The organism is Microbacterium halimionae (assembly GCF_011761265.1).
GTDB classification, from domain to species: domain Bacteria; phylum Actinomycetota; class Actinomycetes; order Actinomycetales; family Microbacteriaceae; genus Microbacterium; species Microbacterium halimionae.
In genome coordinates, this window is the sequence record NZ_JAAOZB010000002.1 from 565,554 (window position 1) to 591,599 (window position 26,046).

Annotated in this window: 25 protein-coding genes; 13 read left to right on the forward strand and 12 right to left on the reverse strand. The window is 61.5% G+C overall.

The features are described from left to right. Positions 1-18: 18 nt before the first annotated feature. The 4 genes from FHS06_RS10375 (at position 19) to FHS06_RS10390 (ending at position 3,302) form a co-directional block, all read left to right on the forward strand. Positions 19-384, forward strand: coding sequence for a DUF6113 family protein (locus FHS06_RS10375; protein ID WP_167049033.1), 366 nt, complete (start codon positions 19-21; stop codon positions 382-384). Positions 385-393: 9 nt separating this feature from the next. Further along, entirely contained in the window at positions 394-714 is a 321-nt protein-coding gene (gene fdxA, locus FHS06_RS10380; protein ID WP_167049035.1) for a ferredoxin, read from the forward strand. Positions 715-728: 14 nt separating this feature from the next. Next, entirely contained in the window at positions 729-1,841 is a 1,113-nt protein-coding gene (gene dapC, locus FHS06_RS10385) for a succinyldiaminopimelate transaminase (protein WP_167049037.1), read from the forward strand. A gap of 165 nt (positions 1,842-2,006) precedes the next feature. Continuing rightward, entirely contained in the window at positions 2,007-3,302 is a 1,296-nt protein-coding gene (locus FHS06_RS10390) for a citrate synthase (RefSeq protein WP_167049039.1), read from the forward strand. On the opposite strand, the gene ppk2 is transcribed toward FHS06_RS10390, so the two are convergent. Next, positions 3,299-4,114 carry a polyphosphate kinase 2 gene (gene ppk2, locus FHS06_RS10395; protein ID WP_182486539.1) on the reverse strand — a complete coding sequence of 272 codons (816 nt, stop codon included), beginning with the start codon at positions 4,112-4,114 and terminating at the stop codon, positions 3,299-3,301. The two genes, FHS06_RS10390 and ppk2, sit on opposite strands and share 4 nt — an antisense overlap. 30 nt (positions 4,115-4,144) lie before the next feature. Next, a complete protein-coding gene (gene dapD, locus FHS06_RS10400) occupies positions 4,145-5,101 on the reverse strand; it encodes a 2,3,4,5-tetrahydropyridine-2,6-dicarboxylate N-succinyltransferase (protein WP_167049042.1) in 957 nt (318 codons plus the stop codon). 39 nt (positions 5,102-5,140) lie between these two features. Between dapD and dapE the strand changes: the two genes are divergently transcribed. The 3 genes from dapE (at position 5,141) to FHS06_RS10415 (ending at position 7,684) form a co-directional block, all read left to right on the forward strand. Then, a complete protein-coding gene (gene dapE, locus FHS06_RS10405) occupies positions 5,141-6,217 on the forward strand; it encodes a succinyl-diaminopimelate desuccinylase (protein ID WP_167049044.1) in 1,077 nt (358 codons plus the stop codon). After that, a complete protein-coding gene (locus FHS06_RS10410; protein ID WP_310734893.1) occupies positions 6,199-7,428 on the forward strand; it encodes a hypothetical protein in 1,230 nt (409 codons plus the stop codon). Before dapE ends, FHS06_RS10410 begins: the two co-directional genes overlap by 19 nt. 82 nt (positions 7,429-7,510) lie before the next feature. After that, positions 7,511-7,684, forward strand: coding sequence for a DUF3117 domain-containing protein (locus FHS06_RS10415; protein WP_167049046.1), 174 nt, complete (start codon positions 7,511-7,513; stop codon positions 7,682-7,684). 77 nt (positions 7,685-7,761) lie between these two features. Here FHS06_RS10415 and FHS06_RS10420 read toward each other — a convergent pair whose 3' ends face one another. After that, positions 7,762-8,403 carry an O-methyltransferase gene (locus FHS06_RS10420; protein WP_167049048.1) on the reverse strand — a complete coding sequence of 214 codons (642 nt, stop codon included), beginning with the start codon at positions 8,401-8,403 and terminating at the stop codon, positions 7,762-7,764. Between the two features lie 71 nt (positions 8,404-8,474). On the opposite strand from FHS06_RS10420, the gene FHS06_RS10425 reads away from it, so the two are divergent. Beyond that, positions 8,475-8,855, forward strand: a complete 381-nt coding sequence (locus tag FHS06_RS10425; protein WP_167049050.1) for a twin-arginine translocase TatA/TatE family subunit — start codon at positions 8,475-8,477, stop codon at positions 8,853-8,855. A gap of 4 nt (positions 8,856-8,859) precedes the next feature. On the opposite strand, the gene FHS06_RS10430 is transcribed toward FHS06_RS10425, so the two are convergent. The 3 genes from FHS06_RS10430 to FHS06_RS10440 are packed head-to-tail and all read right to left on the reverse strand — an operon-like array spanning position 8,860 to position 11,856. Further along, positions 8,860-10,017: an Mrp/NBP35 family ATP-binding protein gene (locus tag FHS06_RS10430; protein WP_167049052.1), complete on the reverse strand. Its 1,158-nt coding sequence runs from the start codon at positions 10,015-10,017 to the stop codon at positions 8,860-8,862. Further along, the gene (locus FHS06_RS10435) at positions 9,989-10,585 is read right to left on the reverse strand and encodes a DUF1003 domain-containing protein (protein ID WP_167049054.1); all 597 of its coding nucleotides are present in this window, start codon (positions 10,583-10,585) and stop codon (positions 9,989-9,991) included. Before FHS06_RS10435 ends, FHS06_RS10430 begins: the two co-directional genes overlap by 29 nt. Continuing rightward, complete coding sequence (locus FHS06_RS10440; protein ID WP_167049056.1) at positions 10,585-11,856, reverse strand: magnesium transporter MgtE N-terminal domain-containing protein; 1,272 nt, start codon at positions 11,854-11,856, stop codon at positions 10,585-10,587. The genes FHS06_RS10435 and FHS06_RS10440 overlap by 1 nt, the downstream gene beginning before the upstream one ends. A 72-nt stretch (positions 11,857-11,928) precedes the next feature. Here FHS06_RS10440 and FHS06_RS10445 point away from each other — a divergent pair, with 72 nt between their 5' ends. After that, positions 11,929-12,591, forward strand: a complete 663-nt coding sequence (locus FHS06_RS10445) for a YflT domain-containing protein (protein ID WP_167049058.1) — start codon at positions 11,929-11,931, stop codon at positions 12,589-12,591. A gap of 13 nt (positions 12,592-12,604) precedes the next feature. Here the strand turns inward: FHS06_RS10445 and FHS06_RS10450 are convergent, their stop codons facing one another. Continuing rightward, the gene (locus tag FHS06_RS10450; protein WP_167049060.1) at positions 12,605-14,044 is read right to left on the reverse strand and encodes an aminopeptidase P family protein; all 1,440 of its coding nucleotides are present in this window, start codon (positions 14,042-14,044) and stop codon (positions 12,605-12,607) included. A gap of 47 nt (positions 14,045-14,091) precedes the next feature. After that, positions 14,092-15,108 (reverse strand): endonuclease/exonuclease/phosphatase family protein, encoded by a 1,017-nt coding sequence (locus FHS06_RS10455; RefSeq protein WP_167049062.1) that lies wholly within the window; start codon positions 15,106-15,108, stop codon positions 14,092-14,094. A gap of 67 nt (positions 15,109-15,175) precedes the next feature. Here FHS06_RS10455 and FHS06_RS10460 point away from each other — a divergent pair, with 67 nt between their 5' ends. Next, positions 15,176-16,045 (forward strand): PHP domain-containing protein, encoded by an 870-nt coding sequence (locus tag FHS06_RS10460; protein WP_167049064.1) that lies wholly within the window; start codon positions 15,176-15,178, stop codon positions 16,043-16,045. A gap of 35 nt (positions 16,046-16,080) precedes the next feature. Here the strand turns inward: FHS06_RS10460 and FHS06_RS10465 are convergent, their stop codons facing one another. Beyond that, on the reverse strand, positions 16,081-16,497 hold the full coding sequence (locus FHS06_RS10465; protein WP_182486540.1) for an SHOCT domain-containing protein: 417 nt from the start codon (positions 16,495-16,497) through the stop codon (positions 16,081-16,083). A 77-nt stretch (positions 16,498-16,574) separates the two neighbouring features. Then, entirely contained in the window at positions 16,575-18,005 is a 1,431-nt protein-coding gene (locus FHS06_RS10470) for a DEAD/DEAH box helicase (protein ID WP_167049066.1), read from the reverse strand. Between the two features lie 154 nt (positions 18,006-18,159). Between FHS06_RS10470 and FHS06_RS10475 the strand changes: the two genes are divergently transcribed. Then, positions 18,160-18,876: a ferritin-like fold-containing protein gene (locus tag FHS06_RS10475; RefSeq protein ID WP_167049068.1), complete on the forward strand. Its 717-nt coding sequence runs from the start codon at positions 18,160-18,162 to the stop codon at positions 18,874-18,876. 10 nt (positions 18,877-18,886) lie between these two features. On the opposite strand, the gene FHS06_RS10480 is transcribed toward FHS06_RS10475, so the two are convergent. Continuing rightward, on the reverse strand, positions 18,887-19,177 hold the full coding sequence (locus FHS06_RS10480; RefSeq protein WP_167049070.1) for a hypothetical protein: 291 nt from the start codon (positions 19,175-19,177) through the stop codon (positions 18,887-18,889). Between the two features lie 33 nt (positions 19,178-19,210). Beyond that, positions 19,211-19,435 (reverse strand): DUF3107 domain-containing protein, encoded by a 225-nt coding sequence (locus FHS06_RS10485; RefSeq protein WP_167049072.1) that lies wholly within the window; start codon positions 19,433-19,435, stop codon positions 19,211-19,213. A gap of 166 nt (positions 19,436-19,601) precedes the next feature. On the opposite strand from FHS06_RS10485, the gene FHS06_RS10490 reads away from it, so the two are divergent. Both FHS06_RS10490 and FHS06_RS10495 read left to right on the forward strand, forming a co-directional pair. Next, positions 19,602-22,712: an ATP-dependent DNA helicase gene (locus FHS06_RS10490; RefSeq protein WP_167049074.1), complete on the forward strand. Its 3,111-nt coding sequence runs from the start codon at positions 19,602-19,604 to the stop codon at positions 22,710-22,712. Then, positions 22,709-26,044: an ATP-dependent DNA helicase gene (locus FHS06_RS10495; RefSeq protein ID WP_243845437.1), complete on the forward strand. Its 3,336-nt coding sequence runs from the start codon at positions 22,709-22,711 to the stop codon at positions 26,042-26,044. The genes FHS06_RS10490 and FHS06_RS10495 overlap by 4 nt, the downstream gene beginning before the upstream one ends. The last annotated feature ends 2 nt before the right edge of the window (positions 26,045-26,046 follow it).

Genomic DNA, 26,046 nt, shown 5'->3' on the forward strand with positions numbered 1-26,046 from the left:
CCGTCGTACGATGAGAGCGTGAATCTCGGACGTATTGGCGCATGGGTTGTCAGCCTCGTCGTGGGAGCCGTATATGGCGCCGCCGGCACGATTTCGCAGGCCTACATGCTGTGGGGCGTGCCACTGGGGCTCGTCATCGCAGTTGTAGCGTGCGCCGCGGTGCTCGCGGCCATCCGTCTTCTTTCAGAAGATCGGTGGTCAACGCTGGCTGCAGGCGTGGGGATGGTGCTGACGACCTTGGTGCTTTCCGGTACTGGTCCCGGCGGTTCCGTGGTTGTGGAGGCCTCAACTCTGGGTGTCGTCTGGACTGTGGCCGTTCCACTCGTCGTCGCAATTGTCGTCGCATGGCCCGACCTTCGCAGCCCGAGCTCTGCGGACGCTTAGACTGGAAGCATGACGTATGTGATCGCCCTTCCGTGCGTCGATGTGAAGGATCGTGCCTGCATCGACGAGTGTCCCGTCGACTGCATTTATGAGGGGGAGCGTTCGCTATACATTCACCCCGACGAATGCGTCGACTGCGGTGCGTGTGAGCCCGCCTGTCCGGTAGAAGCGATCTATTACGAAGATGATCTTCCGGATGAGTGGCAGGACTACTACAAGGCAAACGTCGAGTTCTTCGACGACGTCGGGTCTCCCGGCGGCGCTGCGAAGGTCGGAGTCATCGCGAGCGATCACCCCTTCATCGCAGCTCTCCCGCCACAAGCGCACTGAGTCGGACGTCGATTATGGGCGTTGCAGACCTCGCGGAATACCCATGGGATGCTGTTGCTCCGTATGCAACGACAGCCCGCTCCCATCCAGACGGCATCGTAGATCTTTCGATCGGTTCGCCGGTTGATCCGACTCCAGAACTGATCGCGACAGAGTTGGCCGCGGCGACGGATGCGCATGCGTATCCGCAGACTATGGGGACGTCTGATCTTCGTGACGCGATTGTGCAGTGGTATTCGCGGCGTCGGGGCGTGGCGGGACTCGGTCGGAATCACGTCTTGCCTACGGTTGGGTCCAAAGAACTTGTCGCCCTGCTTCCGCTGCTTCTGGGCTTGGGGCGAGGCGACGTCGTCGTGCACCCGCGTGCTGCCTACCCGACCTACGAGGTTGGTGCTCGACTTGTCGACGCAACCCCGTTCGCGTCGGACGAACCGGATGAATGGCCCGAATCGACACGACTCGTGTGGATCAACTCACCGGGTAACCCCGACGGTCACGTGTGGGATGCCGCTTCTCTTCGCCGCGCGAAAGAACGCGCCGAGTCTCTTGGCGCGGTGCTCGCGGGTGACGAATGCTACGCCGAGTTGGGCTGGGATGCTCCGTGGGATGCCGAGCCGATCCCCTCTGTGCTCGATGCGCGCGTCGCGCAGGGAAGCTTCGCGGGTCTACTCTCGGTCTACTCGCTCAGCAAGCAGTCGAACTTGGCGGGCTACCGCGCTGCCTTCGTAGCGGGCGATGAAAAGCTGATTGCTCGGCTTCTCACCGCGCGAAAGCACCTCGGTTTGATGCCACCCGCGCCAGTGCAGGCCGCGATGACCGTTGCCCTCGGTGATGACGAGCATGTGGCAGCACAGAAGGAACGCTACCGGGCACGACGTGAGCTTTTGAAGCCCGCAATTGAGTCAGCCGGGTTTCGGGTCGATAGAAGTGAAGCGGGTCTGTACCTGTGGGCTACCGAGGGCAAAGACGCATGGGAAAGCCTCGCGACACTTGCAGATCTCGGCATCCTGGCAGGTCCCGGACACTTCTATGGCGCTGACTTCTCTCAGCACGTACGGTTTTCGCTGACGGCCACGGACGAGAGAATCCGCGCTGCGGCGACTCGACTCGCTACTTTTTCGTCGTAGACCTCTCGGAGATTACGGCATCCTTTGGACGATGTCGGCATAGCCTCGGGCGCAGACTAGGCTGTATTGGACGGAAGTCACGGCGGACTGTTCGAGACTCCCACGGAGCATCAACCGGTGCCTCCACCAACGACCCTCGACGACCAGAAATCGCAAGGAGGCGCCGTGAGCGACGCGGACACGCACCAGAACAAGGCCACACTGAATGTGGGGGAGCGTTCTGCAGAGTTCCCGGTTCTGCTCGGCACCGATGGTGCCCCCGCCATCGACATCTCGACGTTTACACGTCAAACCGGGCACACGGCGCTTGACTATGGATTCGTCAACACGTCGGCGACAAAATCCGCCATCACCTACATCGACGGCGATGAGGGGATCCTCCGCTATCGCGGCTACCCGATTGAACAGCTCGCGACGCACTCGAGTTATCTCGAAGTGGCATGGCTTTTGATTTACGGTGAGCTTCCATCCGAGAGCGAGCTTGCCGAGTTCGACAACAAGATTCGTCGTCACACTCTTCTGCACGAAGATCTGAAGCGCTTCTTCTCATCGCTTCCGCCGACGGCGCACCCGATGTCGGTGCTTTCCGCAGCTACTGCTGCGCTATCGACCTATTACGAAGGCGAATCGGATCCGTCGAATCCGGAACACGTCGAATTGAACACGATTCGGATGCTGGCAAAGCTCCCCGTCATCGCCGCATACGCGCACAAGAAGAGCGTCGGCCAGGCGTTTTTGTACCCGGACAATTCGATGAGCTTCGTCGACAACTTCTTGAAGCTCAACTTCGGTGTTCTGAGCGAGCTTTACGAAATCAACCCTGTGATGTCGCGTGCGCTTGAGCGACTGCTCATTTTGCACGAGGACCACGAACAGAACGCTTCGACTTCGACTGTGCGTCTCGTGGGATCGACGGGCGCTAACCAGTTCTCGTCGATTTCAGCAGGCATCAATGCTCTCTACGGTCCGTTGCACGGTGGTGCGAACGAGGCCGTTCTCGACATGCTCGGCCGAATTCGCGACTCAGGCGAATCGGTGCAGCGCTTCGTCGAACGCGTGAAGAATAAAGAAGACGGCGTGAAGCTCATGGGCTTCGGCCACCGCGTCTACAAGAACTACGACCCGCGCGCGCGTCTCGTGAAAGAGTCAGCCGATGAAGTGCTCCGCGAACTCGGGGTTAAAGATCCGCTTCTCGACCTTGCGAAAGAACTCGAAGACATCGCGTTGAACGACGACTACTTCAAAGAGCGCCGGCTATACCCCAACGTCGACTTCTACACCGGGGTTATCTACAAGGCGATGGGCTTCCCGACCCGCATGTTTACGGTGCTCTTCGCTATCGGGCGTCTGCCCGGCTGGCTCGCGCACTGGCGCGAAATGCAGACTGACCCGCAAACGAAGATTGGTCGCCCTCAGCAGCTCTACACCGGCTCGCCGCAGCGCGACTACCCGGGCGTCTAACCCTTCTTCTTTTTCTTGCCAATCACTTCAGAGGCGTAGTCGGGAACCGTCACGATATTGTCGCGCGGTGGCCGCTCGTACCCCTGCGACGTTGGGCGTGAGGGAATTTCTACCGCCTCGCGGTCGATTGTTGTCCACGGCACCTGGCTCAGTAGATGCGAAATCATATTCAAGCGCCCGCGTCGTTTGTCTTCGTTGTCGACCTCGAACCATGGCGCCTCAGGAATGTCGGTGTGGATGAGCATTGCGTCTTTAGCGCGCGAATAGCTCTCCCACTCGGTGATTGACGACACATCATTGGGGCTCAGCTTCCATCGACGCATCGGGTCAGCGGCGCGATCGCGAAAACGGCGCTCCTGCTCCACATCAGACACACTGAACCAGTACTTCAAGAGCAGGATGCCGTCTTCTACCAGCATCCGCTCAAAGATCGGTGCTTGACGCAAGAACCTGGTGTACTCCTCTTGCGTGCAATACCCCATGACGCGCTCAACACCCGCCCGGTTGTACCAAGACCGATCCATCAGCACTATCTCACCCGCAGCGGGTAGGTGCGCGATGTAGCGCTGAAAGTACCACTCGCTCTTTTGTCGTGGCGTGGGTGTCGGGAGCGCGACTGTGCGGGTAACGCGAGGATTGAGGTACTCGGAAACGCGTTTGATCGTCGAGCCCTTTCCGGCGGCATCCCGGCCCTCGAAGATGACGACGACGCGGGCGCCGGTCTCTTGGACCCATGCCTGCATGTCGACCAGCTGTGCCTGGAGCTTCTTCAACTCAGTTTTGTAGGGCTTCTTTGGCAGTCGCGCGGACATGCGTGCTCCTTCACTCGAGGTGAGAGAACTCTACGCGTGGAGGGCCGCGTTCAAGGTGACGCCGACGCCGCCACGTTTGACTGCTTCAATCGCGCCAGTGAGTGAGTTTCGTCGAATCAGGATGCCGCTGCTTCCCGATAGTGCTGCGCCTTTGACCACCGGTCGGGCGCCATTCGCCTGCACCGGCTCGTCAGCGAGGACGATTTTCGAGCCAGCTGTGACGTACAAACCTGCCTCGACGATGCAGTCGTCTCCCAGTGAGATGCCGATCCCGGCGTTCGCGCCCAAGAGCGTTCGCTCACCGATCGAGACCCGGTGATTGCCGCCTCCCGAGAGCGTACCCATGATCGATGCGCCGCCGCCGATATCACTGCCGTCACCGACAACAACGCCCTGTGAGATCCGCCCCTCCACCATTGATGCGCCCAATGTGCCGGCGTTGAAGTTGACGAACCCCTCGTGCATCACGGTTGTACCGGGAGCGAGGTGAGCGCCCAAGCGCACGCGTGAGGCATCCGCGATGCGCACACCGTGGGGAGTGACGTAGTCGAGTAGACGCGGGAATTTATCGATGCTCTGCACCTGAATGCCCGCACGCATCAGCGCTGGGCGAATTCGGGTGAGGTCATCTGGGTGAACCGGTCCAGCGGTTGTCCATGCCACGTTAGGGAGCACGCCGAAGAGCCCATCGAGATTGAGTGTGTTTGGAGAAACAATGAGGTGAGAGAGCGCATGAAGACGCAGGTACGCATCGGCGGTCGATGCGGGCGCGGCATCCAGATCGATTTCGACGGTGACCACGTCGACGGTAACTGAACGACGGTGATCGGGAGTTGCGAGTGCTGAGAGTTCGGCGGCCGGTTCGGGGCGAACTGACGCGGCCGGCGCTTTTCCTTCGTTCACCTCCGGAAACCAGGCGTCGAGAACGGTGCCGTTCTCTGCGGTCGTCGACAGGCCTTGCGCCCAGATCCATCGTTCAGTGCTCATCCCATCAGGCTATCGAATCAGGATCGGTAGAATCGGCCCATGCCTTCGCTTGATCTGTCCGCGTCGTCGATCGAGCTCACTAGAGCCATCTGCGATATTCCGAGTGTTTCTGACGATGAGCAGACGCTCGCCGATGCGATCACTGAAGCGGTGAGTGGCCTCGCTCATCTCGATGTGTACCGCGATGGAGACACGATTGTGGCGCGAACCGACACGGGCAAGGCGCAGCGTGTGGTTATCGCAGGTCACATCGACACGGTGCCGCTCAACGACAATTTGCCAACGCGCTTCATCGAGGTCGATGGCCAGCCAATGCTGTGGGGGCGCGGAACGGTCGATATGAAAGCGGGAGTTGCCGTGCAACTGAAGCTCGCAGCAGAACTCGTCGATCCTCGCGTTGACATCACATGGATGTGGTACGACCACGAAGAGGTTGCCGCCGATCTCAACGGACTCACTCGCCTGGCGAAAACTCGCCCGGATCTCTTTGCTGGCGACTTCGCGATCCTCGGTGAACCGTCGAACGCTGATATCGAGGGTGGCTGTAACGGCAACATTCGCGCCATTGTCCGTACAGCCGGGGTCCGTGCTCACAGCGCACGCGCGTGGATCGGCGAGAACGCCATCCACAAGGTCGCTCCCATCCTGATGCGATTGTCGGAATACCGCCCGAAAACAGTTGCGGTAGACGGCTTGGATTACCGCGAGGGCCTCAACGCGGTGCGTATCGCCGGAGGAATCGCAGGCAATGTCATCCCCGACGCTTGTGAGGTCGAAGTGAACTACCGCTTCGCGCCGAATAAGAACGCTGATGACGCAGAGAGCCACATGCGCGACGTCTTCGCGGGCTTCGACCTCGAGGTTATCGATGTCTCTGAAGGAGCCCGCCCGGGGCTTGACGCGCCGCTCGCGCAGGAGTTTATCGCCGCCGTGGGCGGTGTGCCGCGGCCGAAGTACGGCTGGACTGATGTGGCGCGCTTCTCGGCGCTCGGAGTCCCGGCGGTTAACTACGGCCCGGGTGACCCCCACCTCGCTCACCACGATAACGAGCAGGTACCGCTCTCCCAGATCGAGAGTGTTGAGCGAGGCCTGCGCGCGTGGTTGAGCAACCCCTGATCGAATCCCGCAGTGCGGGGGCACGATGGCGGGCGCTCCCGCCGTGGCTTCGGATCGGTGCGCTTTACCTAGCTGCGCGCGCGGTGACAACCGGATTCTTCTTGATCGCCGCAGCGATGTCCGGCGTGGGATCTCGGTTCGGAGAGAACGCGACAATCGCCGACTTTGCTGTCGGCTGGGACGCGCAGTGGTACTGGCTCACAGCGGTGAGTGGATATCCACTGGAGCTTCCGCTGACCGATAGTGGACAGGTCGCGGAGAACCAGTGGGCTTTCATGCCGATCTACGCGTATCTCGCGGCGGCGCTCGGGACAGTGCTGGGATCATGGATCGCGGGCGCTGTCGTCATCTCATTGAGTGCCGGCTATCTTTCAGCACTCGTGCTTTACCGGTTATGGCTGCCGCGCGTGGGGGAGTCGGCAGCGATGTGGGCTGTGCTGTTCTTCGTTTCGGGTCCGCTCGCCGCTCTCTTCCATGTGGGATATGCGGAATCCCTATTTATGCTGTGGCTTTTTCTGGCGCTTTTGCTTGTTGCACGGCGGCGCTATGGCTGGCTGTACCTTGTCATTCCACTTATGGGTTTCACTCGCCCCGGCGTGCTCGCGTTCGCGTTGTTTCTCGGACTCTTCGGGATTTGGCGATGGACGCGCCGGCGAAGCGAAGCTCTTTCTGGGCGCGAAATTTCCCATATTGTCGCGCTGGGCGCTCTCGGGGTGATCGTCGGATTTGGGTGGCAAGTGATCGCAGCAGTTGCCACCGGTGATGCCGGGGCGTATCTCGCAACTGAACTTGCCTGGCGGCGGAACTGGCTCACGGGCGACGCATCTGGCTTCATCCCGTTCGAAGGCTTCATCCAGGGAGCGGAGTTCTGGTTCGTTTCCTGGGGAAGCTCAGCACTCATCGGGGTAATCGCGCTGAGTATTGCGGTCGTCGGTGTGAGCGCCCTGCTGCTGTTTCACCCAGCCGCGCGACGTGTTGGTGTGGAGATTCGGTGGTGGGCCGCGAGTTACTTGCTGTATCTCCTTGCTGTGTTCTTTCCGCAGTCGAGTATCTTTCGACTGCTCGTGCCGCTGTCCCCGCTCTGGGGCGCTGTCGCTGTGCCGAAGCGGACTGCGTGGCGTGTCGGTGTCGTCGTCGTTGCGCTCGTTGGCCAGTGGTGGTGGATTTACAACATGTATGCGCTCGGCAACACGTATTGGCAGATTCCGTAAGCGTGTGATGCGCGAGCGTTCTCCGTCGCGCGATCCATCACGGTAAACTCATTGCTAAGACATGTTAGGAAAGGGAGCCACGATGGCAGCCATGAAGCCGAGAACCGGAGACGGGCCGATGGAGGCCGTGAAGGAAGGGCGCCTTATCATCGTTCGCGTGCCGCTTGAGGGTGGCGGACGTCTCGTCGTCTCCGTCAACGACGCGGAAGCGAAGGAGCTTTACGACGTGCTTAGCGGAGTCGTAAAGCCAGCCTGATCCTTACGACGAAATCGACGGTCGGCCCCTTTCGGGGCCGACCGTTTCGTTTTCTACCGCACGTCCGTGCGCGAGGTCTATGACGAGTAGTCGCGGAGCGTTGTGAGCTGCAGAAGCCCTTCACCAACAATCGACAGCGCGCCAATTACCGCGAGGGAAGCCTGCGTTTCTTGAATCAGTGAGCGGTACGCCACGGTCGTGGGGTCGCGCCGCACCGGGTCGGACACTCCACCGCCCGCCAGGACACGAGGAACGAGCACAGTGCCGCCCGGCCGAACGAGACGAAGACCATGCTCGACGTATTCGATGACAGCTTCCGGATCGGCGTCGACTAATACGACATCGTAAGAAGCCTCGTTCATGCGGGGCAAGACGCTGGAGGCGCGTCCGGTGATGAAGCGCGCACGTGCGGGCGGAATCTTTGCGTCGATGAAGGCTTGACGCGCGGCGCTGAGGTGTTCAGGTTCGCTGTCGATCGTCGTCAAGGTCGCTCGTGGTGCTCCGCGCATGAGCCACAACCCGGAAACGCCCGCTCCAGTGCCTATCTCGACAATGTTCAGTGCATTCGACGCGGCTGCGATGACAGAGATCTGCGAGCCGACTGCGGCACTCACGGGTGCAGCGCCGAGTTCGAGCGCGTGAGCGCGTGCTCGTGTGATGTAGTCAGGTTCGACCGAGACCTCGTCGGCGAAGCGTGCGTTCGCTGTGTGTTCGCCCATGGGTGACCTCCTCATTCAGAGTACGCGGCCACAATGACCGAACGGCGCAGGCGCGGCGGTAATCTGAAGTCATGATCTTCGGTCTCACCTTCGAGAAGCTTTTGGTGATTGCGGTGATAGCTGGACTCATCATCGGACCGGAGCGGCTACCTCGCTACGCGGAGGGCGCCGCGCGCTTCATCGGCCAAGCGCGCGACTATCTGCGCGGAGCGAAGACTCGTGTGCGTGACGAAATGGGCGCGGATTTCGATGACGTCGACTGGCGCAAACTCGACCCGAGACAGTACGACCCACGCCGCATCATTCGCGAAGCTCTCTTGGACGATCCGCCGACGGCAACTGTAAAGGCAGTTTCAGCCGCCGCGATACTCTCCGGGACTGGTTCTGACGCAGAGTCGACATCCACTCAGAAGGAGGATGGTTCGTTTCCTTTCGATGACGAGGCGACGTAGCCAATCATCTTGGTTGGAACGGTAGCTTTCGACCGGCAAGTCCGCGGGGTTCGGTAGCGAGTTTCGTCGCAAGTTCTGTGATCGCGCGTGCCGCGGGGTCTTCTGGATCGGCGAGAACGACGGGAGCGCCCGAATCTCCGGCCACTCTAAGTGCCGAGCTGAGCGGCACGGAGGCGACAAGCGAAACATTCTCGCCTCCCGCAGACAGCGAGGCGGCGACGGCAGCTCCGCCTCCCGAGCCGAACAGTTCCAGTGTGGTGCCGTCCGGGAGAGTCATAGGCGCCATGTTTTCGATGACCCCCACAACGCGTTGGCCGGTCTGACGCGCGAGCACGCCGCTGCGCACAGCCACGTCTGAGGCGGCAGGTTGGGGGGTCGTTACGACGAGGACTTCGGCGTGAGGCAGGAGCTGACCAACTGAAATTGCAACGTCTCCGGTACCTGGAGGCATGTCGAGGAGCAAGATATCAAGGTCGCCGAAGTGCACATCGGTCAAAAATTGTTGCACGGTGCGATGCAGCATCGGGCCGCGCCATGCGACGGCGGCTCCTTCATCACCCTCGCGAAGAAACATGCCAATTGACACTGTTTTCACGTCGTACGCGATGGGCGGAAGGATGAGCTGATCGATGCGAGTCGGGCGAACGGTTCGTCCCGCTTCGTCAACGAGGCCCAACAACCCAGGAATTGAGAAGCCGTGCACGTCGGCGTCGATGAGGCCAACGGAGAGTCCACGTGCGGCCAGCGCGACAGCGAGGTTTGCCGTGAGCGTGGACTTGCCGACTCCGCCCTTACCACTTGTGACGGCGATGACGCGGGTGAGGCTTTCGGCCGTGAAGGCGACACCGCGAGGACGCCCGGCTCGAAGCCGTTCGGTGAGCGCCGCTCGTTGCTCCGGGGTCATCACCCCCATCTCAATGTCGGTCTCGATGACTCCTGGCACACGTGCAGCAGCTTCACGGACGTCGCTTTCGATGCGGACGGCAGCGGGACATCCGACAATCGTTAGAGCCACCCGTACATGTGCGACGCCATCAGCGACAGTGACGTCGCCAATCATGTCTAGCTCCCCGAGTGGGCGCCGAAGCTCCGGGTCAATAACAGCTGAGACCGCGGACCGAACGCTCTGGACGTCAGCGCTCACGCGCGCGCCGTTCTGCATTCTCCGCGCGTTCGCGGCGCTCGCGGCGCTCTTCACGCTCAGCAACGACCTCTTCAGATTCGCCGGCTGCGCGAGCATCTAGGTCTTCGACGAACGACTTGAGCGCATCGCGTAGCGAATCTCTTGTAACGATCTCTTCGGAGAGGTCGGTGATCTTCATGCGCAGGGCCACGACTTCGCGAGCAAGGTATTCGGTATCGGCGAGGTTTCGCTCTGAACGTTGACGGTCCTGTTCGATCTGCACGCGATCCCGATCGTCCTGTCGGTTCTGGGCCAACAGAATGAGCGGAGCCGCATACGAGGCCTGCAGCGAGAGCACGAGGGTAAGCGCGGTGAACCCGTTTGCGGCGGAATCGAACCTCAGCGCGTTGGGTGCCATGGTGTTCCACGAGATCCATGCGACGCAGAACAGGGTAAGCGCGATCAGGAACCAGGGTGTCCCCATGGCTCGCGCAATCCACTCCGTGCCGCGCCCGAACCTGTCGCGAGATGGGCGCGGAGTGCGCGCCAGCATCCCGGAGCGTCCGCGGGGTGCGTCGAGCTCGGGGATACGTCCCTTTCGTGCCATCATCGCGTCCTCGCGACAACTGTCTCGGTGCCGTCATCAGAGTCGCCCGATCGCCAGTCATCAGGCAAGAGGTAATCGAGGACATCATCGACGCTCACGGCCCCGACCAGTCGGTGTGCGCCGTCTGTGACTGGCAGCGACACGAGGTTATAGCTGGCGAGCATTCGTGCGACTTCTGCCGCGGGAGCTGTCGCTGGCACTGGATCGATCGTGTCGTCGATGATCGCGCCCAGCCGTTCGTGCGGCGGGTAGCGGAGCATTCGCTGGAAATGCACAGTGCCGAGCAAGCGTCCCGTGGGGGTTTCGTACGGGGGGAGGGTTACATAAACCGCCGCCGCAAGCGCTGGGTGCAACTCGTGGCGCCTGATCAGAGCTAGGGCTTCCGCGACGGTTGCATCGGCCGAGAGAACGATGGGTTCGGGCGTCATGAGGCCACCCGCAGTCTCTGGGCCGTACTTCAACAGCGCGCGGACGTCTTCGGCCTCTTCAGGCTCCATGAGGTCGAGAAGTTCCTCAGAGCGGGCATCTGGCAACTGGCCGAGGAGGTCTGCGGCGTCGTCGGGCTCCATCGCGTCGAGAATGTCGGCAGCTCTTTCGTCGCCGAGGGCCTCGAGAATGTGGACTTGATCTTCCTCCGGCATTTCCTCGAGTGCATCAGCCAGGCGATCATCAGGGAGCTCCCCAGCGACCTCGATGAAGCGCTCCTCAGGAAGATCGAGAAGTGTGTTGGCGAGGTCTGCGGGCTTCAGCTCAGCAAGGCTCGCGACGAGTTGTTCGGCAGACTGCGGCTCGCCGGGCTCTTGCGTTTCGCGGATCGCCTTCCAATCCGCGAACGTCGTGGCACCCTTCGCGAACGGCGCAGAGCTCGTCTTCGGGCGGCGGAGGAAGAGCTGACCGACATCCCACTCGCCGAGCCGGTTCCGTTCGATCGCGACGTCTTCGATGACGGCTCGACCGGAGCCATCTTTCAAATACACCTTGCGCCCGAGTAGCTCCGTGATGACGCGCACTTCTCCGCCACGCTGCTGGAAGCGGCGAACGTTGATGAGCCCTGTCGTAATCACCTGGCCGGTCGCGATGGATGTCACACGGCCGATCGACACGAAAACATGCCGTCTACCGGGGATTTCAACGACGAGTCCAACGACGCGCGGAGCGTCGGTGGTGCGATATATCACGACCACGTCGCGGACCTTGCCGAGACGGTCGCCAGCGGGGTCGAAAACCGAACACCCGGCTAGGCGTGCGGCAAAAACCCGTTGCGTACTCACAGACTCAAGAGTAGTCGGCGCCAACGCACGGTGCCCGCGTCACCACGCCAGATGCGATGCGATGATGGGTACATGAGTATTTCGGGTGGATATCCTCCGGCACGGGGAGAAGTTGGCGACACAATCGCGAGCTACCCCTCTTATGAGGCGGCGCAGAAGGCAGTTTCTTCTCTCATCGCGGGGGAGGTGCCTGCGAAGCACATCGCGATAGTGGGCAACGGTTTGCGTTCAATTGAACGTGTCACCGGCCGATTGGGATACGCGGCGGCCGCGCGAAGCGGAGCACTCAACGGACTGCTTCTGGGGCTGCTATTTTCTTTCATCTTCGTCCTCGGAGATCCGGCGGCACCCATTCAGACATTCGCAGGCGTGCTGCTCGTTGGTATCGCCGTCGGAATGCTGCTGAGCATCATTACCTACTCGTTTTTACGGCGTCGACGCGATTTCGCGTCCGTCATGCAGATCGTCGCTGATAGCTACGACGTGACAGTTTCACCTACGAGCGTGCAACGCGCGCGTCAGGTACTGAACGGCGGCGGAGGAGCACCAGCATCCGTGCCGACCGCGCCGTCAGCATCGGAGGGAACACCCTCGTCATCATCAACACGTCCGCCAGTCTCCGCGCCCTCACGCGTTGATTCCGAGCCGCCGAGATATGGGGAGCGCATTGCGCCGCCGGCGGCTGCGGACGACACGAACGAGGGGCACCCCGATCAGGAGCGCCCCTCGTCTTAGCGTGCTTCGCTGTTTAATTCGTGAGTCGCGCGATCCACTGCTCAATCTCGTCGGCCGTGCGGGGCATTCCACCGGAAAGATTCACCGGACCGTCTTCAGCGAGCAGGATGTCATCTTCAATGCGGACACCAATTCCACGGAACTCTTCTGGAACAGTCAGATCGTCGATCTGGAAGTAGAGGCCGGGTTCGATCGTGAATACCATTCCCGGTAGCAACACGCCGTCGTAGTACATCTCTCGCCGCGCTGCGGCACAATCGTGCACATCGATGCCGAGGTGGTGGCTCGTGCCATGCACCATGTACCGGCGGTGCTGGCCGCCTGAGTCCGCGTCGAGCGCCTCCTCAGCGGTCACGGGAAGCAGACCCCACTCTGCAACTCGCTGGGCAATAACGCTCATTGCAGTGTTGTGGAGATCGCGAAATTTCACGCCGGGGGCAGCGACTGCGAATGCCGCGTCGGCGGCTTCACGCACGGCCTCGTAAACCTTTCGCTGTACCTCGCTGAACGTGCCGTTGACCGGCAGCGTCCGCGTGATGTCAGCTGTGTAGAGGCTGTCGACCTCAACACCTGCGTCCACAAGAATCAGGTCGCCGGGTGACACCGCGCCATCGTTACGTGTCCAGTGCAGGTAGCACGCGTGCGGGCCGGAGGCTGCGATGGTGTCGTACCCTTCGCCGTTGCCATCACTTCGCGCGCGGCTGTGGAAAACGCCCTCCACAACCCTCTCGCCACGTGGGTGATCGACGATGGACGGCAACGCGCGGACGATGTCGTCGAAGCCGGCCGCGGTGGTGTTGACCGCGAGCTGCAGCTGTTCGATTTCGAAGTCATCTTTGATGAGCCGAAGCTCCGAGACGAACTGGGTGATTTCGGCATCTTCCTCAACGACCAGATCACCAGGAACGGACGTGAAATCCGCGATGTGTGCTGTGGCGATATCGAGGTTCTCTGCGACCTCTGAGAGAGACGGCCGGGGGCCAATCCAGAACTCACCCACCGTCGAGTCCGCATAGAACTCGGTTGTCGTGCGGTCTGCTCGTTCGCGAAAATACAGCGTGATGTCGTGGCCGTTGTCATTCGGATCGAACACGAGCACGGCACCCGGTTCTGTGTCGCTCGCCCATCCGGTCAAGTGAGAGAAAGCCGAGTGCGCACGAAACGGATAGTCGGTGTCGTTGCTGCGTTGTTTCAGTTCGCCGGCAGGAACCACAATTCGGCGGCCGACGAACGTTGCTGAGACAGCTGAACGTCGTCGCGCCGCAAACTCTGCCTGCGCGCGGGCTCTGACGCGAGTAGGAGTGCGCTCTGCCCATCCCGTTGAGATCGTCGTCAGGAATCCCTGTGGGAAGGGCTGTCGTCGGTTGGTTGTGCCAACTTCTGTCTCAGCCTCCGGGGGAGTCTCCGGCGTCGCTGCGGATGCAATCGTGTCGCTGTCGCCTGTGGTTGTCATTCCTCAATTCTCGCACTTCGTGCATGAGGCAACACTGATTGCTTTGGCTATTCGTACGGCTCGAGCTGAACGACGAGTGGTCGGTGGTCGCTACCGGCGTCATCGAGTGACTGCAGCACGACGGATCCTGTGGCTGTCCAGTGCGCACTCACCATAACGTGATCGATGGGTGCACCGGCAAGCGCGGGGAGTGCCGTTGACCATGTGCCGATCGCACCGTTTCCGGTTGCCGCGGCAGTGTCGGTGCATTGGCCGAGATCTCCGCCATCGACGCCGAGTCCAGACATGTGGTCGACAGTCGCGTTGAAATCTCCCGCCATGATGACGTTGGCGTCGCCCGCGCACTGATCAGCGAGCCATTGAAGATCGCCTCGCCACTGGGGCATGTAGTCTTCCCGCGGAGCGACGGCGTGTGCCGCGACAACGATGGGCCCGTCTCCGCTGTTTGGCATGGCGACGGCGCTGGGAAGGGTCGACGTATTGCTCGTGCCATCTGCGGAAGACTCAATGACGGAGTAGTCGCCAAGATCTGGGGAAATCAAGATTGTGGTGGACTCAGAGTCCCACTCGCCGGACTGCGTGTGATGCGCCCACATCGGGTGCCCGAGTTCTCCCATTGAAACTGCGACCGCGGTACCGGTTTCGATCGTCGTCTCCGGCAGGGTGACGATGTCGGCATCCATCGCGACAGCTGTCTGCGCAATAGTGTCCGCCGATGTTGCAACACCGGCGGTATTCCAGGTCATGACTCGCACACTGGTTTCGGTCTGCTCGGGGAGCGTTTGCGATCCGAGTCCGCGTGACGCGAGGATCGCGCCGTTTACCCCCGCTCCGGCAAGAAAAACAAACGCGAGCGACAATGCCAACGCGCGGATGGGACGCACGACCGCGAGGAACAGCGCGAGCACAAAAAGTGCGGCGAATCCGACAGCGATAAGAGCCCGAAACGAGACGAGCTGGGCGATGGGAAGGTCGCGTTCGAGGCGAAAAAACTGCGGCCAAGAAATCACCGCCACAGCAATCGCGCCAAGCACAGTGAGGAGGAGTCCGAACAGGCGCAGCACGACGGCGACTCTACGTCAGGAGGCTGAGAGATCGGCGGAAGCCGTCGGCTCGGACTACGCTCAAAGGATGGCTGAGCAGGAGCGGTTTCGCGGACCAAGCGATCTGCATCTGCACTCGCTGCGCTCGGACGGCACAGACTCGCCTGCCGAAGTGATGGACGCAGTCCATCGCCATGGCATCCGGACGGCTGCGTTGACAGACCATGACACCACCGCTGGGTGGGCGGAAGCCGCGGAGGCCGCCCGAGCGCTGGGTATGACTTTCGTGCCCGGTATGGAGCTCAGCACCCGACAGAGCGGTCGAAGCGTTCACCTGCTGGCCTACCTTTTCGACCCCGCGGATCCTGCTCTCAACGCCGAGATTGCACGCATCCGTGAGTCCCGGATGGGACGAGCAGCCGCGATTGTCGCCAACATCGGGCGCGACTACGACCTCACCTGGGCGGACGTCGTTGCCCAGACTTTCGACGATGCAACCGTCGGACGCCCTCATATCGCCGACGCTCTCGTGGCGAGAGGCCTCGCTGTCGATCGGAGCGCCGCGTTTGACGGCATCCTTCACCCTCGTGCCGGATATTACATTCCGCACTATGCGCCGTCGGTCGAGGATGCTGTGCGACTCGTCGTTGCGGCCGGAGGAGTGCCGATCGTCGCCCATCCGACGCCGGCCGGACGCGATCGGATGATGCCAGTTCCGGTGTTGGAAAAGCTCATTGCCGCCGGGCTTGCTGGGTTCGAAATCAATCATCGTGAGAACACTGAAGCAGGCAAGGCCGTCCTGCGGGAGCTGAGCCATAAACACGACCTCATCGTGACGGGGTCGAGCGATTATCACGGCTGGGGAAAGCCAAATGTGCCGGGGGAGAACACCACAGCGGATGCAGCTGTTGCGCGCATTATCAGCGGTGCACGAGGAAGCGCCCCCGTCTACCCGTAGGCAGATGAGGGCGCTTCGTCTTGTGAAGATGAGGCTTAGCTCAGCGCCTTTGCTTTGAGCTGCTCAAATTCAGCCGCTGTAATAGCGCCTGCGTCAAGCATTTCTTTCGCCTTAGCGATTTCTTCGGTCGGGCTCGTGCCCGCGACCTGCTTTATGTACGAGTCCTGCGCGTCCCGGAACTGCTTCGCCTGCGCAGCACTACGTTCACCCATGCCGCCCCCGCGGACAATGAGGTATACCAGGGGTCCGAGGAACATGAAGAAGATGATGAAGAGGAGCCAGAGGGCTTTCCACCCACCCGCAAGCGTGTGATCACGGAAGATGTCGCTGACAATCGCGAACAGCGCGAAGATGTAGCCAACCAAAATGATGATCGACAGGAACCACCAGATGGTTTCGCCAAGTGATCCCCAAAACCCCTGGTACTCAACAGTCTGAGCGAATACGTGCACGGGTGTGCCTTTCTAGAAAAGTCCGATGACACTCCCTGGTGCCATCGGACTCACTCTAGCGGCGACCTGAATTTTCGCTAGACGTTTGTTCCCGCGCTATCTGTGGGGCGCGGGCCGCGGCGGCGTCGACGACGGCGAGGAGCCGCGTTGCCATCGTGGTGTTCACTTCCGCCACCGTCATGTGTTCCCGCACCTTCAGTGCTGCGCGCATCATTCGACGCGCTTTCTGGCTTGCTCGCCGAATCGTGACGACGGCGGCGCTGTTCGCCACTTCGGGAAGAGGGCGCTTTGCTGGCTGTTTTGACACTCGAGGTCCTAGGCGCGGTTGAAATGCGGCCCTTCGTGCCTTCGGGAATGTTGAGGTCGGAATAGAGGTGCGGGCTCGACGAATACGTTTCGGTCGGCTCCGGCTGACCGAACTCCAGAGCTCGGTTGATCAGTGCCCACTTGTGCAAGTCTTCCCAGTCGACGAACGTCACCGCGATTCCGGTGCGGCCAGCACGACCGGTGCGGCCCGCGCGGTGCAGATAAGTCTTCTCGTCGTCGGGGATCGTGTGGTTGATCACGTGGGTCACGTCATCGACGTCGATACCGCGGGCAGCGACGTCGGTGGCAATGAGCACGTCACGCTTCCCTGCCTTGAACGCGGCCATCGAGCGCTCGCGCGCTTCCTGGCTCATGTCGCCGTGTACGGCTCCCGCGTTGAAGCCGCGGTCGCTGAGTTCATCAACGAGACGCTGCGCTGCGCGCTTCGTGCGCGTGAAGATCACGGACTTGCCACGGCCTTCGGCCTGCAGCATCCGGGCGATCACTTCATCTTTGTCGAGCGAGTGAGCACGATAAACAAGGTGTCGGATGTTTGCCTGAGTGAGGCCTTCGTCAGGATCGCTTGCACGCATGTGAATCGGGTTTGACATGAAGCGGCGGGCCAAGGTGATGATGAGTCCGGGCATCGTTGCGCTGAACAGCTGTGTGTGGCGAACAGCCGGCACCATCTGGAAGATCTTTTCGATATCGGGAAGGAACCCGAGGTCGAGCATCTTGTCAGCCTCATCAAGCACGACCTCGGTCGCGTGCGACAGATCAAGGAGGCGCTGGTTTGCGAGGTCGATAAGTCGACCGGGCGTGCCCACAACAATCTGGGCACCAGCGCGAAGCTGGTCGATCTGGCCCTCGTACGCTTTGCCACCGTAGATGGCAACAACGTTTGTCGGCCGGTTCTGGGTCAGCATTGCCATGTCTTCGAAGACCTGCACTGCGAGTTCGCGTGTCGGCACAACGATGAGAGCTTTAACTCCCGGCGCCGGGTCGTGACCGAGTCGCTGTACGACTGGAATGCCAAAGCCGAAAGTCTTTCCGGTACCCGTCTTGGCCTGGCCGATGATGTCTTGCCCGGGAAGCCCGAGCGGAATTGTCTGTTCTTGAATCGGAAAGGCATCCACGATGCCTTTCGCTGCGAGAGCGTCGACGATGTCTTGATCGACGCCGAGCTCGGCGAAAGTCGTCACTATATGAACCTGTCTGGTGAGTGGCGGCGCGGTGCGCCACCGATGCGGATCCACGCCTTTCACTCAACCAGAGGCGCGGGGGCCCCGATCCGTCGCCGGGACACCTCCACGATAGCGGAGGCGACTGAGGATGCCCTGGCTCTATGCTGGGGGCGTGTTCGAATGGTTCCGACGGCGACGCCGTCCCGTGCGTAACCTCCGGCTTCGCACCCGAGATGAGCTCCAGGCTGCCCGCAAAGTGGATTTCGCGGCCCTCGCACCCGATATCGACACGTATTTGGGTCAGGCCGCGTATCTCCAACTTGGATACGTCGAAACTCTCAGCGAGCTCATCGCCGCGACACCTGAGCTCTCGCAGAAGGAATCGCTCTCGCGCGCCGCTGGTGCCGCGCTAAGAAAGCACGGCGAGTTGGTCGGCCTCATTCGTGATCGGGGCGACGATCCCACGGCTCTTATGCTGCCGTTTCGCGAACCACTCGACACGTTTCGCCGGGCGACCCATGGCAGCAGGCCACAAGAGACGATGCTTTCTGTCCATCTGACAGCGGGTCTCCTTGACGACTTCTACCGCACTCTTTCCGCGGGATACGGTGACACCGGTCGACGCGTGGCCCGAATCCTTGCGCAAGACAGCGACCGCGACGCTCTCGTTGAGATGTTGACAACGACGATCTCGAGCAGCGACGAGTGGGCATCGCTTCTCGGCCTATGGGGTCGACGTCTCGTCGGTGACACCCTTTTGATTGCCCGGGCGGCACTTCGCCCGCATGTCTTAGAAATCGAAGAGCAAGAAAAACAGGTCGAGCCGGTTTTCACCGAGATCATGGGCATTCATGCCCGCCGGATGGAAGCGATGGGTCTCGCTTCCTGACGGACAACGTTCAGACCAGTTTTAGGCTTTTCTTTACACGCTCATCGCGGGCAACCCGCGAGCGAGTGAGCAGGACCGTTGCTGCGAAGACAACTGCTGCGGGAACTACAACCGCGGCGGCCCACAACAAAAAACTCGCGCTGGTGAGACCAAGCCACGTCAATGCGAGCCAGACCGCTCCGCCCGTCACCGAGCCCACGAGCGGCATGAGGGCTGCGCCGCGCAGATGACGCCCAGGCAGAACGAAATGGGCAGCGAGTCCCAGTGTTGCGCCCAAGATGAAGGCAAGCAGGATGTCCACGGGTGGTTACGCGACTCGAGCGGCTACAGCGCGCTAGGCGACGAAGCCGACGCGGCGAGACTCTTCGGTTCCGAACTCGACGAAAGCAAGGCTTGTGGTCGGCACCATGTAGGAGTTGCCCTTGACGTCGGTGAAGGACACGTATGTCGCCCCTTCGTCGAGCGCTGTCGAAACTGAACTCTTCACTTTTTCGGCCGGTTCATTGGTCTCGAAGTTCAGTTCGCGGCCGGTGTTTGCGATGCCGATGCGGATCTCCACGGTGTCTCCTTCTCTCTCGCCCGAAGGCGCACCACGACTCTACGACACGTCCGGACGCGTACTGCCCGGAGCATGAACGCTGTTGGCGAACGCGCCGCGATGTTGGCACCTCGGAAGTACTTGTCGCCTCTTCTGATGTCGCCACCGAGCGATACCGTTGTCGGCGATGACTGTTAGTTCTCTCTTCGACTCGTCGCGCCTGGTTTCCGAGCAGCGCGACGTTGTCGACGCCGACCCCGAAGCATCCTTCGTAGTCGTTGGTGCACCTGGCACAGGAAAGACCGCGACAGTCGTGGCGCGCGTTGCTGCGCTGGTCGCTCAGGGGGTCAGCGTCGACTCGATTGTGGTGTTGACTGCAACACGCTCCGCGGCGACGGGACTGCGCGACGAACTTGGCCTTGCCGCTGGCGCTGCAACGTCTGGACCACTGGCACGTTCGGTGGCTTCGTTTGCGTACGGACTCGTGAGATCAGCGGAGGTCGCGGCGGGTCGCGAAAGCCCACAGCTGCTCACCGGTGGCGACGAAGATCAGATCATCCGTGACCTTCTCGACGGCGATGCCGAGGACGAAGCAGAATCCACATCGCGATGGCCGGTTGAACTGAGCGCAGACGTACGCGCAACGACAGGGTTTCGAAGCGAGGTGCGTGCGTTCATCGCAGAGTGCACGACTCTCGGGATCGATCCGCGCAGCTTGACCTCTTGGGCTGAAAAACGCGACATTCCTGCGTGGGGTGCGATGGCGACGTTTATGAGCGAGTATCTGGGGGTCCGCGCGCGCATGCGCGGCGCATATCGAGATGCCGCGACGTTGATTCGCGAGGCCATTCCGCTTGCCCGCTCGGGGGCAGCGCCTCACCTCAAAGCTGTGATCGTCGATGATGCGCAAGAACTCACGCGGGGCGGCGTCGAACTTGTGGAGGCGCTTTTTCATCGCGGAGTTCCGGTGACCGCGTTCGGAGACCCAGACGTTGGCTCGGGGGCATTCCGTGGTGCGACGCCTGAGAACTTCGCGAGACTGGCTGCATCGCTGGGGAGTATGCGTGTTCTGCGCTCCCACCATCGGGGTACGGCTTGTCAGATTGATCTGGTGAGCCGCGTGACGCAGCATATTGGCGCTGTGGGAGTGGTGGACCACCGTCGTGCGCCCACGCACGTGCCACCAGATGGCACTGTGCGTTCTCGGCTCGCACGTTCTGCCGGCGAAGAGCTCGACATGATTGCGCGTGCCCTGCGCGAACGACACGTCCACGACAACGTGCCGTGGTCCGAGTGCGCTGTCATCGCGCACGACGGCCGTCAAATCGCGCAGCTCGAGGCGGAGCTTGTGGCGCGAGAGGTGCCGGCGCATGCCAGCGGGCCAGGCACGGCGCTCGGTGCTCTTCGGCCCGTACGTGACCTGCTGCGCGTCGTGGCACTCGCCGTCGATGAGACCGCCTGGGAGGTGTCGGTTGTCGAGGACGCGCTTCAGGGTGCAGGTATGGACCCCATCGAACTGCGGAGACTTCGCTCGGCTCTTCGCCATACCGAACTTGCCAATGGCGGGGGTCGCCCGGCGCGAGAGCTCTTGATGTCCGCGATGCGCAATCCGATCGAGTTCGTGCTGCTCGACACGCGCGAGGGACGCCGCGCCGCGCGCGTCGCCGAGACGATCGCACTTCTGGCCGAGCAACGTCTCGGCGGTGCGAGCGCGCACGAGTTGCTCTGGACAGCATGGGAGCGCAGCGGCAACGAGCGAACCTGGCACGAGGCCACGCGAGGTACGGGTCCACTTGCCGCAGCGGCGAACCGAGACCTCGATGCGGTCGTGTCGTTGTTCCAAGCAGCCAAAAGATTCGGTGAGCGACTCCCGGATGCTGAAGCGCTCGATTTCGTGCGCAGCGTGAGCGAAAGTGATGTCGCAGAAGATCGCCTTGAGACCTCGCTCTCACGCGATGCCGTTCGCATCCTGACCCCCGCGGCGGCTGCTTCGACCGAATTCGACACGGTAATCGTTGCTGGAGTGCAAGAGGGCGTGTGGCCAAATACCCGGCTGCGCGGCAGCGCCCTCGACACCTGGCGGCTTGCCGCGGTTCATGACGGTGCCGATGCCGGAGCTGACACCGTCGACCGACGTCGGAGCGCTATGCATGACGAACTTCGACTTTTTGTGCGAGCGATTTCTCGCGTGCGGCGTCGGCTGATGGTCACGGCTGTCGACGATGACGACAACGGCCCCAGCGTGATTTTTGAGCTGCTCCCACCGCCGGAGCCGATCGGCGTGGGATCGGAACATCCGCTGACGCTCCGTGGCCTCGTCGCCGCGCACCGACGGACCCTCACGGAGCCTCGGAGCGCCAATGGTGCCCGTCTCGCAGCGGCCGAACAGTTGGCGCTTCTGGCTGACGCTGGTGTCGCGGGTGCGCACCCAGACTCCTGGTATACGGGCCTTTTCCCGACATCGACTGAGCCGCTTCGAGACATTTCGCGTGAAGACATTCGCGTCTCGCCGTCTCTCATGCACACGATCGAAGAGTGTCAACTCAACTGGGTCATTGGTGACCTTGGCGGGGATCCGGGCGGTGCTGTTGCCGGTCTTGGCACAATCATTCACGCTGCTCTCGAAACAGCGGACTCGATTTCCGAAGAGAGCATGTTGCGCGTCGTCGATGCGAGGTGGGGGGAGCTGGAGTTCGAATCTCCCTGGCGTGATCGAGCAGAACGAGCGCGCGCACAAGATCTCGTTCGACGACTCCATGTCTATTTGAGACGATTTGAAGCCGAAGGAGGCAGGCTGATCGATGCGGAGCCACATTTCGAAGTCCCGCTCGCGCTTGCTGGCTTCGAAACGGATCCCGGCGATGAAGAGCATCACCACGTGATTTTGAGCGGATATATCGATCGAGTGGAACAACGCCCCGATGGAGCTGTCGAGATCGTCGATCTGAAAACCGGGAAGAGCGAGCCGCAAACGGACAACAAGGTCACAGACAACGCGCAGCTCGCCGCGTATCAGCTGGCCTTCGCGGCTGGTGCGATACCGGGGACAGCCGGTCTCCCCTCAGGCGGGGCCAAGCTCCTCGTTTTACGTCCGACCGCGGCGTCGCGCGACTTTGTCACTCCCCATCAACCACCGTTGTCTGAGGAGGAGCGCGCGCTTTTCATCACCCGAGTGCACGCTGCGGCGTCTGTCATGCGTGGCGTGAGCTTCACGGCGCCGTACGAACAGCATTGCAGAGACGAGCACTCGTTCGGTCTGTGCCGAATCCACACGATCAGCGCGGTGAGTGCTTCATGAGTGGGGTCGTGCCGCCCTCGGTGCCGGCGTCGCCGAGCATGTCAGCACGTGCGATCGCTGCGGCTCTTGGCCAGTTTCCGCCCACCGACGAACAGATCGCCGTTATTGAATCTCCGCTGTCGCCTGCGCTCGTCGTTGCCGGTGCAGGAAGCGGGAAAACCGAGACGATGGCATCGCGCGTGGTGTGGCTTGTTGCAAATGGCCTCGTCGCGCGCGACGAAGTGTTGGGTCTGACGTTCACGCGCAAAGCGGCAGGAGAGCTGGCTGAGCGAATCCATCGAAGGCTCACGCGTCTCGACGAATTCGCTCGCCACGGCTTGCTATCGCAACTCGGCGAGCTCCATTCTTCAGGAAAGCTCGACGTGTTCGCCCGCATCGAGCGTGAAGGGGATGAGGCAGCGCGCTTTCACGCTCTCGCCGCACTTGAACAACAGGTCGCGAGCACCGACAGGAGCGGCGAGATTGTCGATCTGCTTTCACGCCCGACTGTGTCGACCTACAACAGCTTCGCTGACGCGATTGTTCGCGAACACGCTGTGCGTGCAGGACGCGATCCTGAAGCTGTTGTGATGTCAGAATCAGCCGCCTGGCTCTTGATGCGACGTGCTGTGCTGGCAAGTGACGACACGCGACTCGAAGAGCGACCGGAGTCGCTCAGGATCATCATTGACGCAGCGTTACGGATTGCACGAGACGGGGTCGATAACGGCGTAGATTTCGACAGCGTCGACGCATACGCGCGTGAGTTCTCTGCGGTGCGCGAACGCCCCTCAACGAACGCGCGAACGACTGTGTACGCCGATATCGCCGAAGCCGAACGTCGGGTATCGGCGTTGCCGCTGTTGACATCGCTCGCGCGCGAATATTCCGCCATGAAGCAGCGGAACGGTGTCATCGACTTCTCGGATCAGGTTGCGGGGGCGCTCGCGCTCGTAACTGGATACCCCGCAACGTCAGCTGAGATACGGGCGCGTTATCGCGTTGTGCTTCTCGATGAGTACCAAGACACGTCCGTTGCGCAGACAGAGCTGCTCGCCGAGCTATTTCGTGGCGGAGCGGTCATGGCTGTGGGTGATCCTCACCAGGCGATCTACGGGTGGCGAGGAGCAAGCGCCGGCAACCTCGGCGGTTTCGCCCATGCCTTCGTCAGCCGAGATGACAATGCTCATGAGCAGAGCAATGCAGTGTCGACATTTTCGTTGCTGACGAGTTGGCGCAACGCGTCGAGCGTATTGAACGTGGCCAATGCATTGCTCGAACCGCTCGCGGCGGGGTCTCCCGTGGCTGTGGGCGAGCTTAAACCTCGCCCGAGCGCTCCGCCGGGCGAGGTGCATATCGGACTCGAGGCTGATATCGACACAGAGGCAGACCGGGTCGCCGCGTGGTTTGCCGAGATAAAAGCCGAGCAAAAAGAATCAAAGACGGGCGCTGTGCTCTTTCGGAGCAAACGTCATATGACCAGATTTGCTGAGGCGCTCGGTCGCCACGGCATCCCGCATCGAATACTCGGGCTTGGCGGCTTGCTGTCGACGCCAGAAGTGGTGGACGTGGTGTCAGCGCTTCGGGTCGTGTGTCAGCCCACGGCGGGGTCTGCTTTGATCCGCCTGCTGGCAGGTCCGCGTTGGTCGATCGGACTCGCAGACCTGAGGGTCCTCGCGAACCTTGCGCGCCGGCTCGCGACTCACGACGCGGCTCTTCGCCCGCTTCAGTCGAACGTGAGGGAAGGGCTCCGCAATTCCACCGACGGAGATCGCGGCACGCTCACCGACGCTCTGGATTTCGTGGTTCGGCACGGTGACGATCACCGTTGGCTGGAGGACTTCACACCGCTCGCTCGCGAGCGTTTGAGGGATGCGGGCGCCACGTTCGCGGGGCTGCGGCGGGCGGCGGGCGCACCGATACCCGAGCTCATTCGGCTCATAGAAATCGAGCTCAGGCTCGATATCGAATTGGCCGCCAACGAGACACGAGGGCCAGCGCGCGTCGCGTCGGCCCAACTGCGAGCCTTCCTTGCGGAGGTCCACGGTTTTCTCGCAGCTGATGAATCCGGCTCGGTTCAAAGCTTGCTGGCCTGGCTCGAACATGCAGAGCAGCTAGACGAATTCGCTCCACGCACCGAGCCACCTGAATCAGACGTTGTACAGCTTCTGACGATTCACGGCTCGAAAGGGCTCGAGTGGGATGCCGTCGCCGTAGTGCGAATGGTTGAGGACGAACTACCGACGGCGGCAAAAGATACGAAAGGCTGGCTCACGTTCGGGGTGTTGCCATACGACTTTCGCGGTGACGTGGACTGGTTACCGACTTTCGCGTGGCGGAGCGCCGAGACTCAGCAAGAGCTGAAAGCTGCGCTCGAAGCCAGCGTTGAGGCCCACCGTAAGCGACAACTCGATGAAGACCGGAGACTTGCCTACGTTGCTGTCACTCGTGCCCGCGATCGGCTACTCCTCACTGCATCCGCCTGGTCAGGGACGAAGCGGCCGCGACGAGCGAGTCGTTTCCTTCGGGAAGCCGCATTAGTTCTCAACGTTTCTCTCACTGATGATGATCCGGGTTATGATCCGTACGCAGGGGAGCGCCGCACGCTGAACTGGCCACTCGATGCGCTCGGCTCGCGAGCTGCGCGTGTCGTCGCTGGCGCCGATCTCGTTGAACAAGCTCGTGCCTCGAATCGCGCCGCTCCCACGCGAGACCTCGCTCTTCTGCTGGCAGAGCGAGAAGCGTTGAATGCTCCTGTCGCCGCTGGTCGTGCGCCGACGCGTATTCCTGCTTCGCGATACAAAGATTTCGTGCACGACTATGCAGGCACTGTTGCCGCGATCGAACGTCCAATGCCGGAGCGACCGTATCGCGAGACGAGGCGGGGCACGCTTTTTCACGCATGGGTGGAGCAGCGATCGGGACACTCAAGCACAACCGGATCCCTTGACGATGCGCTCTGGGAAGACGATGACAGCGAAGGAAGCGTAGACAGCGGTGAGGCGGCCGCGCTTTCCGAACTGCAACGGCGCTTCGAAGCGTCAGAGTGGGGTCACCGTCAGCCGATCGAAGTGGAGACCGAAATTGACTTCACCTTTGTCGGGCTCGATGAGCGCCCGCATATCGCTATTTGCAAGATCGATGCTGTTTACGTGCGAGAAGATCGTGGAAATCGGATCGAGATTGTTGATTGGAAGACAGGCGCGCCCCCGCGCACACCTGCTGAAAAAGAAGCCAGGATGCTTCAAATCGAGCTCTACCGGCGCGCATACAATGCAAAGCACGGCGTCCCCATGGACGAAATCGACGTCGCGTTGTACTACGTCGCGCACGACATCATCGTTCGCGGCTAAAC

Coding starts and splice junctions, on each gene's coding strand:
- fdxA (WP_167049035.1), top strand. CDS start 394: ATGACGTATGTGATCGCCCTTCCGTGCGTCGATGTGAAGGATCGTGCC.
- dapC (WP_167049037.1), top strand. CDS start 729: ATGGGCGTTGCAGACCTCGCGGAATACCCATGGGATGCTGTTGCTCCG.
- ppk2 (WP_182486539.1), bottom strand. CDS start 4,114: ATGTCCGCGCGACTGCCAAAGAAGCCCTACAAAACTGAGTTGAAGAAG.
- dapD (WP_167049042.1), bottom strand. CDS start 5,101: ATGAGCACTGAACGATGGATCTGGGCGCAAGGCCTGTCGACGACCGCA.
- dapE (WP_167049044.1), top strand. CDS start 5,141: ATGCCTTCGCTTGATCTGTCCGCGTCGTCGATCGAGCTCACTAGAGCC.
- FHS06_RS10415 (WP_167049046.1), top strand. CDS start 7,511: ATGGCAGCCATGAAGCCGAGAACCGGAGACGGGCCGATGGAGGCCGTG.
- FHS06_RS10420 (WP_167049048.1), bottom strand. CDS start 8,403: ATGGGCGAACACACAGCGAACGCACGCTTCGCCGACGAGGTCTCGGTC.
- FHS06_RS10425 (WP_167049050.1), top strand. CDS start 8,475: ATGATCTTCGGTCTCACCTTCGAGAAGCTTTTGGTGATTGCGGTGATA.
- FHS06_RS10430 (WP_167049052.1), bottom strand. CDS start 10,017: ATGCAGAACGGCGCGCGCGTGAGCGCTGACGTCCAGAGCGTTCGGTCC.
- FHS06_RS10435 (WP_167049054.1), bottom strand. CDS start 10,585: ATGGCACGAAAGGGACGTATCCCCGAGCTCGACGCACCCCGCGGACGC.
- FHS06_RS10445 (WP_167049058.1), top strand. CDS start 11,929: ATGAGTATTTCGGGTGGATATCCTCCGGCACGGGGAGAAGTTGGCGAC.
- FHS06_RS10450 (WP_167049060.1), bottom strand. CDS start 14,044: ATGACAACCACAGGCGACAGCGACACGATTGCATCCGCAGCGACGCCG.
- FHS06_RS10460 (WP_167049064.1), top strand. CDS start 15,176: ATGGCTGAGCAGGAGCGGTTTCGCGGACCAAGCGATCTGCATCTGCAC.
- FHS06_RS10490 (WP_167049074.1), top strand. CDS start 19,602: ATGACTGTTAGTTCTCTCTTCGACTCGTCGCGCCTGGTTTCCGAGCAG.
- FHS06_RS10495 (WP_243845437.1), top strand. CDS start 22,709: ATGAGTGGGGTCGTGCCGCCCTCGGTGCCGGCGTCGCCGAGCATGTCA.